This is a genomic window from Psychrosphaera sp. F3M07, from assembly GCF_018860345.1.
Classification (GTDB): domain Bacteria; phylum Pseudomonadota; class Gammaproteobacteria; order Enterobacterales; family Alteromonadaceae; genus Psychrosphaera; species Psychrosphaera aquimarina.
This window is the reverse complement of record NZ_JAHKPJ010000018.1, coordinates 19058-32475: the sequence shown is the minus strand read 5'-3', so window position 1 is coordinate 32475 and position 13418 is coordinate 19058. Positions and strand designations below refer to the sequence as shown.

12 protein-coding genes and 2 pseudogenes are annotated in these 13418 nt (G+C 38.4%); 4 read left to right on the top strand and 10 right to left on the bottom strand.

Going from position 1 to position 13418, the window contains the following annotated elements:
• The 3 genes and pseudogenes from KO505_RS08665 to KO505_RS08655 all read right to left on the bottom strand — a co-directional run.
• A pseudogene (locus tag KO505_RS08665) lies at positions 1 to 217 on the bottom strand (transposase); the annotation flags it as partial.
• Positions 218 to 306: 89 nt separating this feature from the next.
• Positions 307 to 429, bottom strand: a pseudogene (locus tag KO505_RS08660) (Type I secretion system protein TolC); the annotation flags it as partial.
• A gap of 470 nt (positions 430 to 899) precedes the next feature.
• On the bottom strand, positions 900 to 1796 hold the full coding sequence (locus KO505_RS08655; protein ID WP_216055063.1) for a LysR family transcriptional regulator: 897 nt from the start codon (positions 1794 to 1796) through the stop codon (positions 900 to 902).
• Positions 1797 to 1937: 141 nt separating this feature from the next.
• Here KO505_RS08655 and KO505_RS08650 point away from each other — a divergent pair, with 141 nt between their 5' ends.
• Both KO505_RS08650 and KO505_RS08645 read left to right on the top strand, forming a co-directional pair.
• A complete protein-coding gene (locus KO505_RS08650) occupies positions 1938 to 2297 on the top strand; it encodes a DoxX family protein (RefSeq protein ID WP_216055062.1) in 360 nt (119 codons plus the stop codon).
• Positions 2294 to 3097, top strand: a complete 804-nt coding sequence (locus tag KO505_RS08645; RefSeq protein ID WP_216055061.1) for a class III extradiol ring-cleavage dioxygenase — start codon at positions 2294 to 2296, stop codon at positions 3095 to 3097. Before KO505_RS08650 ends, KO505_RS08645 begins: the two co-directional genes overlap by 4 nt.
• 108 nt (positions 3098 to 3205) lie before the next feature.
• Here the strand turns inward: KO505_RS08645 and KO505_RS08640 are convergent, their stop codons facing one another.
• The 7 genes from KO505_RS08640 to dapA all read right to left on the bottom strand — a co-directional run bounded on the left by KO505_RS08640 (position 3206) and on the right by dapA (position 12130).
• Positions 3206 to 3919: a pseudouridine synthase gene (locus tag KO505_RS08640; protein ID WP_216055060.1), complete on the bottom strand. Its 714-nt coding sequence runs from the start codon at positions 3917 to 3919 to the stop codon at positions 3206 to 3208.
• A gap of 176 nt (positions 3920 to 4095) precedes the next feature.
• The gene (locus KO505_RS08635) at positions 4096 to 4353 is read right to left on the bottom strand and encodes a DUF2999 family protein (RefSeq protein WP_216055059.1); all 258 of its coding nucleotides are present in this window, start codon (positions 4351 to 4353) and stop codon (positions 4096 to 4098) included.
• Positions 4354 to 4410: 57 nt separating this feature from the next.
• A complete protein-coding gene (locus KO505_RS08630) occupies positions 4411 to 5631 on the bottom strand; it encodes a phosphoenolpyruvate carboxylase (protein ID WP_216055058.1) in 1221 nt (406 codons plus the stop codon).
• Between the two features lie 6 nt (positions 5632 to 5637).
• On the bottom strand, positions 5638 to 6273 hold the full coding sequence (locus tag KO505_RS08625; protein WP_216055057.1) for a hypothetical protein: 636 nt from the start codon (positions 6271 to 6273) through the stop codon (positions 5638 to 5640).
• Entirely contained in the window at positions 6270 to 9995 is a 3726-nt protein-coding gene (locus KO505_RS08620; protein ID WP_252731718.1) for an ATP-binding protein, read from the bottom strand. The genes KO505_RS08625 and KO505_RS08620 overlap by 4 nt, the downstream gene beginning before the upstream one ends.
• Positions 9996 to 10167: 172 nt before the next feature.
• On the bottom strand, positions 10168 to 11223 hold the full coding sequence (gene bamC, locus KO505_RS08615) for an outer membrane protein assembly factor BamC (protein ID WP_216055056.1): 1056 nt from the start codon (positions 11221 to 11223) through the stop codon (positions 10168 to 10170).
• Between the two features lie 16 nt (positions 11224 to 11239).
• On the bottom strand, positions 11240 to 12130 hold the full coding sequence (dapA, locus tag KO505_RS08610; RefSeq protein ID WP_216055055.1) for a 4-hydroxy-tetrahydrodipicolinate synthase: 891 nt from the start codon (positions 12128 to 12130) through the stop codon (positions 11240 to 11242).
• 139 nt (positions 12131 to 12269) lie between these two features.
• Here dapA and KO505_RS08605 point away from each other — a divergent pair, with 139 nt between their 5' ends.
• Both KO505_RS08605 and bcp read left to right on the top strand, forming a co-directional pair.
• Positions 12270 to 12821, top strand: a complete 552-nt coding sequence (locus KO505_RS08605) for a glycine cleavage system protein R (protein ID WP_216055054.1) — start codon at positions 12270 to 12272, stop codon at positions 12819 to 12821.
• A 71-nt stretch (positions 12822 to 12892) separates the two neighbouring features.
• Complete coding sequence (gene bcp, locus KO505_RS08600; protein ID WP_216055053.1) at positions 12893 to 13369, top strand: thioredoxin-dependent thiol peroxidase; 477 nt, start codon at positions 12893 to 12895, stop codon at positions 13367 to 13369.
• Positions 13370 to 13418 lie beyond the last annotated feature (49 nt).

Sequence of the window (13418 nt, the reverse complement as noted above, 5' to 3'; positions counted from 1 at the left end):
TAAGAGACAGACTCATGACTGCATCAGCCCAGACTTCAATAGCAAATATTTGAGGGAGAAATAACAGCTTATCTTCTACCCATTGTCTTCTGTGCTCATAAGATTGATGGGTTTGTTTATCTTCTCCACATAAAAATGCCCTACGAACACACCTTGAAATACAATGATAATACGGCGTATCCGATAAGCTAATTTGAAATTCTCTGGGTCTAGGCATAAGTAAACACTCAATGTATCAATATAGGTACAACCAAGTCTAGTGCAGTTTAAGTAACTGTCAAATTGAGGTGGGTGGCCTTGTTATTTCTCATAAGATTGATGGGTTTGTTTATCTTCTCCACATAAAAATGCCCTACGAACACAACGAGAGATACAATGATAATACGGCGTATCCGATAAGCTAATTTGAAATTCTCTGGGTCTAGGCATAAGTAAACACTCAATGTATCAATATAGGTACAAGTGAGTCTAGTGCAGTTTAAATAACTGTCAAATTTAGGTGGGTGGCCTTGTTATTTCACTAACTGTCAAATTGAAGTGGGTGGCCTTGTTATTTCTCAGTCGATTTCATACGGCGTATCCGATAAGCTAATTTGAAATTCTCTGGGTCTAGGCATAACAAAATACTCACTGTACCAATATAGGTACAAGCAAGTCTAGTGCAGTTTAACTAACTGTCAAATTGAGGTGGGTGGCCTTGTTATTTTCAGTTTAAGTAACTGTCAAATTGAAGTGGGTGGCCTTGTTATTTGTCAGTCAAATTGAGGTGGGTGGCCTTGTAATTTATCTTGTTATTTATCTTGTTATTTTTTTATTGTGGTGGGTGGCCTTGTTATTTGTTTTAGCAAAAGGTCCTTATATGATTTCATAACCTTTGAATTTTATGGCAAAGAGAGGTTTTAAAAACGATTAAAAGTATAGTGTTTAAATTGCTGCCAAACAGCCTGGGCTACCGGCCCTAACGTTTTAGATTTATTTTTCATTATGTGATATTCCATCTGAACTTCGTTGCGGGCGTCCGTTAATTTTAATAACACCAGTCTTCCATCTTTCAAACTTTGCTCGGCAATATAATCTGGCAGTTTGCCCCAGCCCATTGCACTTTCTATTAACATTTTTTTAGTCGAGAAGTCATTTACATACCACCTACGTTGACCCTCTTGCACACCCCACTCTTTATTTTTAGAACCTGTACCTGAGTCTTGTACAATGATTTGATATTCATTTAACAACTCTTTTCGTGTTGTTAGATTAGGGTGTCTGCTAATTAATCTCGGTGAGGCTACATTTAATAAAGTTCCTTTAGTTAAAAAGTGCCCTTCTGTTTGAGAGTCAACTTGCATAATATGAGACTGCGGACTGATGCACAAAGTGGCATCTTGATTATTTATCGCGTCAATAGCGCCAGTTAGATACTCTTGTTTAATAATGATTTGAGTATCTGGAAACTGCGCCTGCACATTTTCCAATAGTGGCAAAATGCCTTTTAAATTAAACGAAGCTTCGATTGCAATGGTAATACTGATCTCATTACCTAGAGCTATATTTTCTGCCACTTGCTGTAATGCGGTCGCTTCGTCTAAAAGGTGGATTGCCTTTTGATACAATACATTTCCGGCGTCTGTCAGCTCTAAACGATAGCCTGTTCGGTTAAATAAAGATAGATTAAAAGACGACTCTAACTGTCGTATGCTCTGGCTAATTGCCGGTTGTGTTTTGTGTAACTTTGCACTAGCTAAGCTCAATGTACCTAGCTCTGCTACGCTAACAAACATAGTAAGTTGATCAAGTTTCATTGGCCCCTCCAAGATGTAAACTTTTAATTTACATCTTATACAAAAACATTCAATATTTATTTACCTCTACTCCCATTAATATTCCTCCACTGATTAAGCCAACACTTGGTTTATCTAACTTAAATATACTGGAGTAATAACATGAGTAAAATTAAAAAATATGCAATGTACGGTTCATTAGGTTTAGTTACATTTGCTTTTGCCGCAGCTGGAATAGCTAAATTAGCCGGTGTTGAACAAATGCATATGTCATTTGCCGCTATGGGTTTACCGGTTTGGTTTGGTTACTTTATTGGTGCCAGTGAATTTGCAGGCTCTATAGGGGTTTGGTTTAAAAAGTTCAGTCTTTATGCAGCTTCGGGGTTAGTCGCTATTATGGGCGGTGCAATTTACTTCCACTTAGTTTATGACGGTGCAGCTAACGCAGTACCAGCTATTGTTTTAGCTATACTATTAGTTAATATAATCGTTAATCGCCGTAAGGAACAAATAATAGAATGAATATAAACACATCAAATCAAGCTCAATCTGCTTTGATGCCTGTTATATACATTCCCCATGGAGGCGGCCCTATGCCGCTTCTTGGAGATGCAGATCACAAAGAATTGATTGCGTATTTAAGCCAAATCCATAACAACATTGAAACTCCAAAAGTGATCTTAATGATCACGGCACATTGGGAATCTCACAATGTTAGTATTTCATCATCGCCTCAGCCAGGTATGATTTATGATTATGGCGGTTTTCCGCAAGAGACTTACCAATATCAATATCCTGCATCTGGTGAGCCTAAGGTTGCAAATCAAATTGCTGACTTATTTAAAGCTAAGGGTATTAAGTCTAACTTAGACATGAATAGAGGCTATGATCACGGTACTTTTGTTCCATTAATGTTGATGTATCCAAATGCAGATATACCAGTGGTTCAAATGTCTTTGTTACGCTCTTTAAATCCTAAAGAACATATCAAGATTGGTGAAGCGTTATCAACACTTAGAGAACAAGGCGTGTTGATTGTTGGCTCGGGAATGTCATTCCATAACTTTAGAGGCTCCTTAGAAGAGAGCATAGAGTTTGATAATTGGCTCAATGAAACATTAACCGCTAATGACATGGAGCAATCTAAACAAGATTTAATTCAATGGGAGCAAGCGCCCTCAGCCCGTGCATGTCATGCCAGAGAAGAACATTTATTACCAATGCACGTTTGTTTTGGTGCCGCTATGAAACAAAATACGCCTGCAACGAGAGTATTTAGTGACTATTTGTTTAATAGAAAAATATCGGCATTTATGTGGTGATAACAGAACAATCGGTAAAATCATCCCTAATAAACGGCAACAAATAAAAAGCCTTAATAAACATTACTTATGAGTCGTGTCAGCTAAAGTTAAGGCTTATAGCTGCTTCTACTCATCATAAAAATAAGCAACCTCTTCTGCCGTTAAATAGCGCCATTGTCCCAATGGCACATCTAAACTTAACGGCCCAATTTTTTCACGGTGTAATGCCACAACTTTGTTGCGTACCGCACCAAACATACGTTTTACTTGGTGGTATTTACCCTCGGTGATGGTGAGCAATACTTCTTTTTCATTCACTACGGTTAGTTTGGCAGGCAGTGTGGGTTGTTCAGTGCCTCTTAAAAGTACGCCGTTGACTAACTGTTTGATGGCGTCTTCTGTTATTGGATCTCTTAAATTGACTCTGTATACTTTTTCACATTCACGCGCTGGGGATATGACATTAAAAGACCAACGGCCATCATCTGTGATCAAGACTAACCCTGTGGTATCTGCATCCAAGCGCCCTGCTATATGTAAATTTTCAATATCTTGTATGCCTAAATTGTTATCATCACGGGTTAAATTGTTAAATAAAGACGGATAACGGCCACTGACATTTGAACTGACAAACTCTGCCGGTTTATGCAACATTAAATAACGTGACGCACGGGCTTGCAGTATTTCGCCATCTAAGGTCATGACATTGTTTTCATGCACTTGAGTGGCTTCGTGACAGTCGTACCAACCATTTACTTTTACCCGCCCGTCACTAATAGCCGCTCTAGCTTCTGCACGCGTAAACTTGGTACTTTTACAGATGAATTTATCTAGGCGCATACTAAGCTCGTAAATTGGTAGCTCTTAAACAGGTAGCTCATAAATTAACAGTATAAATGGTTAATAATAAGGTGAATTGCCGTTAGCAATGAACTGCCAACGGCTTAGCTATTAACTCGAAACTCGCAGCTCGAAACTCGGCTCTCGCAGCTTTTATCTCGCAACTCTTATCTCGCTTATTGCCCGTTATTTAATGTTTCTTTTGCTTGTTCTACTTTTGAAAAATCTAAACCTAACTCGTCAACGGCTTCTTTTATCAGCCCTGGATTGGTCATGACTAGGCCCATTAACGATTGCAGCTTTTCTGGTGGAATACCCAACTGCTGAATGGTCATCATCGCGGCCATTGGGTTTTCTGTTAATGTTTTAAACAAGTCGTTAATTTGCTCTTGGCTTACATTAAATTCTTTTAATATTTGGATAATTGGATTCATGGGTATTCCTATGTAATTAATTTTATTTTGAATGGTGCTATCCTGATATGTTCATTGCTAGCGCAAGCCTAATTCAATGTCTTGAATGATAAAGTTACCATCAAACACTTGGTGCGGCACACCTTCTAAATCGATATCAAAGTACTGGCGTTCGCTGTCGGGTAATCCTTGGAATGCACCAAGAACTTGATAAATCCACACTTCTTGATCAAAGGTTAAATCGTGTTTGTTGTAATAATCCAATGCTCGGGTATTTTGTCCCGAATCAATCACTTCACAAAAGTAATTTTCAACTGCATTTTTTAACAAGTCTTCTTCTAATGACACCGACGTTTCTTGTTCTAGAATTAACGGATTGGCCACTTCACGGTTAAGTTTACCTTGCCATAATCGATTAACGCTGCGTAAGTTATTAACCAAAGAGGTTAATTCAAATTCATGTTCAACATTATGTATATCTGGCGCTGCGGCTTTAATAATACCATCTGCACGGTTAAACAAGTTTGGTACTTGAGATAAAGTAGAATAATTAACGGGCGTAAAGTCTGGTTTTTGCTCCATGTGTAACATAAAGCCTTTAAGCAAACGGGTACGGCCTTTAAATTCTCTAAATCGACCTAACAGTTCAAGTAACTTACTTTGCACTAAGCTCAGCTCTTGAGTGCTGGTTGCAAAGGCTGACTGTAAGGTTATCACCAATAAATGACGTAACTCTCTGTGACTACCAGCCAACTGGCTTAACGTATCAAAGTGGAACATAGATAATTGATTTAACATGTCGGTCACTTGGGTTTGTGCTAATTCGTTTTCACGGATTTTTGCATCCACCGAACTAACATAACCAAACTCATTGCTTATACGCGACCATAACAAACGAACGTTAGTGGATAAGGTTTCCGTTAACGTATACACATGTTCTGTTAAGTCGGACAAATGCGCTTGGGATTCATTATATTTTTGATGTGCCAAGGCTTCTTTGTAATGTTCCGCTTGGGTGGTTAATGTGGCTAATAAGTTACCTATATTGGCATCAATCTGACGATTGCTTTCATCTTGTAGACTTTCTTCTAACAAGGTTCTAAGTGACGGGCGCAAACGTAATTGCACATCCGACTCTGGTCGCCATAATACTTTTAAATCAATTAAGCTTTGTATGATGTTGGGTGAATATTCAGCTTCGTTTACACTGCCACTAAAATACGCCTGCATGATCAATTCTGAATGATTACTCAGCGCGTTAAGTAAGCTAACCCCTGACTTATTTAAGTTAATATTCATGGTTGCCTACAATAAACTTGATTGGTTTATAGAGTCTTCAGCACGTTCAGATAACGACAAGTTTTCTGTCTCGTCAATAAACTTAAGTACATCAAATAAATAATCAATCTTGCCGGTGGCACAGTAAATTTGTTTATCCATATTGGGACGAACCAAATAACCTAACTCAACCAAACGTTTAAAGATGAGTTTAAGCTGCGAATCTAACTCGTTGGCTTTTGAACCAAACATGGCATATCGAGATATTTTACCAAGCTGCTCAGCATAAGCCGGTGTGTCTTCAACAACGGTTTGCACTTCTTGTAAACGTATTAACGTGCCTTGGGTTAACGGTACGTCTGTGCCCATGGTTTCTTGCACTAACAATAACCATTCAATCAAAGGTAATAAGTGGCTTGATATGTCGTTAAATTGCGTTGCCAATACCTTACGCTCGGTTTCACCAATGGACTGATAAGAACAGAAATACACTTCTCCGTCAGCGGCACTGGATAGATGGCGGTTAAGCACATTTAATTGTTGATCCACCAGCTCTCTATTAACACTGGACTGCAAATAACGAAATGCATCTTCGTCGGTAGTGGCGCAAACAAATTGACCCGACAACAATAACTCTAATACGCGACCTTGTTCTGTGATCATGCGCCTGCTCCTTGTGTTGTATCAACTTGTTTGGCATCAGTGCTTTCTGCACCAGAGCTTTTGGATTTTAACAACTTAGTAATCGCGCTCACTTTAGGTTGAACTACTTGTAATTGTTTTTTGTTTTTATCTATTAAGTAGCGGTTTTCAAATAAGGTCAAAACTTCTGACTCTGGATTTGGGAACGCACCAACAACATGGATATTGTTATTCTGACAGGCATCAAATATCTTTTTGATGTTACTCTGATGTAACGTGCCTAATTCATCAATTGGCCAATGGATAACTGTTTTGCTGTTACCACGTAATAAGCGGGTAAAGGCCAATAAGAATTTACATAAAATAAGGTACGCCATACCGTGACTTGAAGACTCGTTTAATTGTCTGTCTGTACGGATAACTAAGTCGCTGTTGCCTTCTTTGATATGCAGTTCTATATCCAATAACTTACTAATGCCCCCAGTTAACGCAGAACGACCTAAAATATCCATCACACGGCGCATGCTGTAGGCGTAATCGTCCCCCGGTAAATCATGGGCACCTTCACTGATCCAGTCAGTATACAATTGGTTAAACTGTTGAAGTTCTGGCCAGAATTCAAGCTCACTAATTTTAGAACGAATTTTAACCGCAGACTCAGACACGCCATCTAAAAACAGCTCTTCATCAACTTCTTTACTGATGCGCTTACTTTGGCCACCTATGTGCCCTTCTATGTCTTTTAACAATTTATAGTATTCAGACAAGGCTAAACCAAATATACGACCTTGTTCACGGATACCGTTGACACGTTGAGGGACTAATTCATTAATGAAACGGTCCAAATGACCAACCAAACGAATATGATCCAGTGAACGTATGCCTTGTTCGTTAACCACAGAGCACTCGGCACGGCTGTGTTCCCATGTATCGTAAAAACCAGTTCCTGATTGCGCTGCAATCTTTTGGTCAAAGTGTTCTACATACGCTTTAATGTCGGCGGTTAATTCTTCGCGTTTTGCTAAACGTGTTTGACCTTCATTAATACGTTGCGAGATAGAGCTGTTGTCTTGGTTCACTTCAGCCGTTGGCAGTTTTATTTTTGCTAACTGCTTACTAATGTTAGTTAATTCAAATTCGTGTTCGTTGGCTTCTTTTAAGCTTTTCTCAAATCGAACTTGTTTTGATTTAGCTAATTCAACATTTTGTTTATAGGTGGTTTGTTGTTTCTCTAATTCACGGGTGGTGTCACTGACTTGTTTGCGCACATCAGCCAGTTGCTCTTGCCATTTAACTTTATGACCCATGTAATAGGTGTTGTACCAATGTTTAAACTCGGCAACAAAATGGCTGTTCTTTTCAGTTGCTTGAATGTCTTGTTTTAACTTAGTGATATCACGCTTTAACTGTCCTATTACATCAACGTCTACACCACGGTTAGCTAACTCGTCTTTTAACCAGTTATCCAATTTTGATAGTTCTTGTTTTAATGAACTACGACATTGTGCAATGTGGGTTTCCACTTGCGCCAATTGTTGTTGAATGTCGTTGATCACCAATTGCCAATGCGAACTAAGCTCCATTTCAGCTTCGCGCTGTTGGTCTTGTAGCTCTTCTATCGCTTCTTGTTGTAACAAGGTTAACTTCTGACTGTCTGACTTAAGTTTAGCCAGTTTACTGGTGTAACCTTGTTTACGTTCTTGCAGAGCTTGATGAAACTCTTTTAACGTATCGTCTTTATCTTGTTGTGCTCGTTTACGGCTTAATTCCGCATTGTTTAACTCTGTGCTGATCTTAGTTTGCAGCATTTCTGCGTTGCGTACGGTTTTGTTGGTTTCAACTAATTTAGCTTCGGCCACGTCTTGTGCAGCAATAATATAGCTTAGTTTTTCTTGCTCTTGTTCCAAACGACTTTTCAGTTCATGTTCAGACTCTGCATAATCCGGCTGTGGAACACTGCCTAACTCAAGTAAAATACCAAATAAACTTTTGTCATCCGCATTAGCTAAACTTGGATGTAAGTCCGTACGTTTTAATAAATCAGGATGAATAACTTTACCTAACTCAAACTCCCAACCTGACTTTTCACGACGTAAAAACTCCAATAAGGTATTTTGACCTGGGTACAATAACTGCTCTGTTTGTTCTACCCGTATTTGTTGTTCTGCAAATTGTTTACGGGTTTGTTCAAGCTCTTTATTGGCTTTGTCTCTAGCCGTTTTAGCTTGGCTTAATTCGTTATTGGCTTGGCGTAAACGGTCACGACAACTGTCTTCAATGCTTGAGGCTTCTTTGATGGTATGTTCAAAGATGTCCACTTGGTTTTGTTCTTGATTGGTGAAACCTACATTGTTCGCCAAAGTATTAATTTCGGTGATCTGGTTTTTTAATTCATGTTGCTGATTCTGATAATCAACATTAGTCGCCGCTATTTGATCTTTATATTTTTGTTGAGTGTTTAATAGTTGCGTTTGTTGCTCTGCATTTTTGCTTGAGAGTTGATCTCGGGCATCGTCTTTTTGCTCGTTATACCCTTCTAACTCTTGATTATGTTGTTCTTGTACTTCACTTTTACGTTTGTGAAAACTGGCTTCAATATCTTGATGTTTCTCCGTTAACAGGGTGTAACGAGACTCATTGGTTTCAAGTTCGTTTTTCCAACGCGGTAAGTTTTCAAGGTTTTGACTTAACTCATCAATATTTTTGTCTTGCCAATCATCGTATTGCTGCTCTACCGCGTCTAACTCAGACTCTAGTTTACGACTGTCAGCTTTGGCTGAAGATAAGGTTTGGTTTAAGCTGTCTCTTTGTTCTGACCACGTTGCTTCAGATTGCTTAATGGTTAAGATCACTTCTTCTAACAAGGCTTCATTTTCTGCAATGGTTTGCGCTACTTTAGAAAGGTCTAACGAATATTGTTGTTTTAACTGAGCCAATCTTTGATTGTTTTCACCGTACTCAAAATGAGCTTGTTCTAATTTACTGAACTCAGGGCGAATATCTTCAAAGCCTTTAATTAATTTACATTCACGTATCCACTCTTCTACTTTATTGTGGCTAAGTTTCGTCTCGCCCGGCTGTACACCGTCTTCTTCCAAAATAGCGGCAACCATAGCTTTAATGGTTTCCATTTTGCCTTCTTTGGAATGCACCGCTTTGGCTAGTTTTTCTATATGGCGTAAGTTGGCGTTTTGTTCGCACAAACTAAATAAACGCGCTAATCCCGGTAAATCACGATTGGTGGATAACACGCTGCGATCATTTTGAATAATAGCTTTGTATTCTTTGGTATTTAATATGCGGCTACAAATAATGCCTTGGCGTTTAATGTCGCGGCTTAATTCTTTTGGTGGAATAACATGACGTTCATCGGTTAATGAAGCTTTGGCATAATCTTCAATATCAAAGCCTTTTGCGATCAATCGAAAATCAACACCTGTGCCACCTGAACTTAACACCACTTGGCAAGTTTCGTCATTGTCTCTGAAATATTCATAAATGATGTAACTGCATTCTGTTGGCAAATACCAACGCTCAAAACTGTCACGAGTAGCAGGCACAACTCGGCTTGGATACTCACCATAAAATACAGGGATCAGCCGTTGTAATGTTGTTTTACCAGAGGCATTTGTGCCACAAATATTGGTGTGACCATTTAGTTTTAATTCTACGATGCCACTCATGTGGGTATTGATTAAAATAATTCGATTTAAAGCAGGCATAGGCTCTCTGAATGTCTTCATGACTCATTATAGTTATTAAGCTGTTTATAAGGGCTAAAGTGCTTATTTTCAAGCAAAAGATCCGAATAAGATCCCAATTTGAACTGAATGTATATTTAGCCACCATATGACAGCAGAAACAAAAAAGGCGCTCAATGAGCGCCTTAATTTTACTATGTTAATTTTCTAGAAATTAAAGCTCAGCTTCTTCGTCTTTTACCACTTCTAGCATTAACTGGAATAGTTGTTCCATACTTGCTTGGTCTAAGAATGTACCTTTCTTAGAGCGGAAGCTGATATTCACACCTGTGGTACTTGTGGTCAGTGCCACTTCATATTCACCAGGCTCAATATCTAATTTACCTGAGTAATCTGATGAGAATAAACGATGCCATATAGAGTCGCTGGCTTTGTTATAAACAACATCAAATATATGCAAGTCTTTGTCTGACTCTTCAATATCAAAACCAAGCTCTTCAATGATATCGTCTACTTGTGACCATACATATTTAATGTCTTGTTGTGATCTGATCACGTAATTACCAGAAACATTTTTAACTAACGCTAAGGTGATATCTAACGACGCACGTTCTTTCAACAATTTAACACGGTAGATATAGTCCAGTTCCAACATTAAGTTGTTTAACGTTTCTGCGGCTAAGGCTTCTTTTCTATAACGTACTGCGTGGTTTGGCGCTAAGTCTTGGCTTATTTTTTGGTAATCTAACATGTCGATAGCTACATCTCCGCTACGACCTTGTTCGTTTAAATTAACAACCACGTTGTAAGAAAAACGTTCAACTTCAACTAAGTCTTCTATAAACCAATAACCGTCGTCTTCAACAATAAGTTGCTCAACGAGATAACCGTTAGCGTTTTTTGTTAACGTTAGATTATTTTGCTCTGCAAAAGACTGAATACCTTCGTCGATGAAATTAGCAAAGTTTTCTACTAATTCTGGTTTCTCTACTTTAATTTTTGCAGGGTGAGTATCTTGCTCGTCTAACCAACTCCCGTCAAAAATAACTAATACCGTGGTTGGTGATGTCATTTCGCCGTCTGTATCGGCTGAAGACTCAACAACGGGTAAATCATATTCTTTACTCTTTTTAGGATCACTAAATCCTTCAGGTAATACCAAGGCAGACTTTCGGTCTGTTAGCTCGTTTTTTTGCTCATCAAAAAATGATACACAAGCTGTGGTAAACGATAATACAACTGTTACAGCTGCTAATTTGATAAAATTCACTTAGTACTCCGAATGACTAATTTACGTGTTGTAGAGCTAGTTTGATGGTCTGATGGTTATTTGGTTCCATCGTTAACAAAGGTAATCGAACCATATCGCTAGAAATGAGTCCTTTTTCTTTTAACGCCCACTTTGCGGGTACTGGATTTGGCTCAATAAATAAATCACGATGCAATAAACAAAGTTTTTCATCATATAATTCAGCCTCTTTTTGGTTATCCGCTTTACTTGCCTTAACCATTTTGTGCATTAGTTCTGGTTCAACATTGGCAGTAACCGAAATAACGCCATCACCACCAAGAGAAACATAATGTTGTGATGTTAAGTCATCGCCACTGAATAATAAAAATGAAGGGTCTTGTTGTTTCATCGCTGTAACACGAGATAAATCGCCTGTTGCGTCTTTGATACCAACAATGTTTTCAACTTCCATTAATTCAAAAACCGCTTTGTTATATAAGTCTACACCGGTACGTGATGGTACGTTATATAAAATGATTGGCTTTGTCGTGGCGCCAGCAACGGCTTTAAAATGCTCAACCATGCCCTTTTGGCTAGGTTTATTATAATAAGGTGTTACTGTTAGATAGCCGTCAATATCCAGTTTATCTAACTGTTTAGTTTTCTCAATCGTAGAGCGGGTGCAATTTGAACCATTTCCAACAATAATTGGTACGCGTTTTTGATTTTGTTCAATGGCAACGTCCAATATAAGAGCTTGTTCTTGCTCTGTTAATGTGGCGGTTTCTGCAGTAGTACCTAAGATGACCAAGCCATCCGTACCACTGGCTATATGCCAATCAACCAATTTTCTTAAGCCCATATAATCCACATCACCGTTTTCGAACATAGGTGTGATTAATGCGACAAAACAACCTGAAAAATTATTAATTACTGTGGACGACATGATCCCTCCTGATATTAAGCCGGCTATGTTACTCAGGCAGTGATAACAAAACAAGCGTCTTTCAACCTTCTGGTGTGTTTTTATCCTTATATGTTAAACTTGCCCGATATAATACAATCAATACTGTGACTTTTAGATAATGACCCAGGCGTTTTCCAATACTCCCACCCAACATTTAGTACTTACTGTTATAGGTAAAGATAGAACGGGCTTAGTTAGTCAACTAACGGGCTTAGTAACTCAATGTAAATGCAACATACTTGACAGTAAAATGGCCATTTTTGGCAGCGAATTCACCATGATCATGCTGCTTGCCGGTGACAATACTTCATTAACAAAATTAGAAGTGCAATTACCGCCATTAGCTATGTCACTTAATTTACTGACGATGATGAAACGTACCACCACGCACAAAGGTTTAGAAAGAGCACAATATCAGGTGGTATTTGATGGTCCTGACAGCTCAGGCACCATTCGCCAGATCACTAGCTTTTTTGCTGAACACAAAGTAGGTATCAGTAGTTTAAAATCAAAAGCAACACAAAAAGACGGCAAAGATTGGCAAGTGGCGGAAATTAGAATCGATTTGGCAGATGAATTACTGTTAGATACCGTGATTTCAGGCTGCGAAGCTTTATGTAAAAATTTAGCCATGACATGCTCTTTTAATCCAATCACTATCGAGCAATAACAATCATCACACGCTCAGCAAATAAACCAATTTTGAACACAAAAATATAACCATCAATAGGCTAGAAAATTATGAATACTCTTTCCGTAGGCGATAAAGCCCCAATGTTTAAACTTGAAAACCAAAATGGTGACTTGTTTGATTTAGCCCAAACATTAAAAACCAAACAAGTTCTCGTTTATTTTTATCCAAAGGCGATGACCCCAGGTTGTACCGTTCAAGCACAAAACCTAAGAGACATAAAAACGCAATTGGATCAATTAAATACGGTTGCCGTGGGGATCAGTCCTGATGCAGTTAAACGATTAACTAAGTTCACGGAAAGAGACGAGTTAAACTTCCCTCTTCTATCAGATGAAGACCACAAAGTTGCTGATGAGTTTGGTGTGTGGGGGCTAAAAAAGTTTATGGGCAAAGAGTACGATGGCATTCATCGCCTTAGTTTCCTTATTGGCCAAGATGGCACAATTACGCATTTCTTTAACAAGTTTAAAACTAAAGACCATCATGAAGTGGTATTAGAAGTATTAAACGAATTAGCAAAGTAATACCTAATATACAAAAAAGGCTCATTTATATAATGAGCTTTTTTTGTAT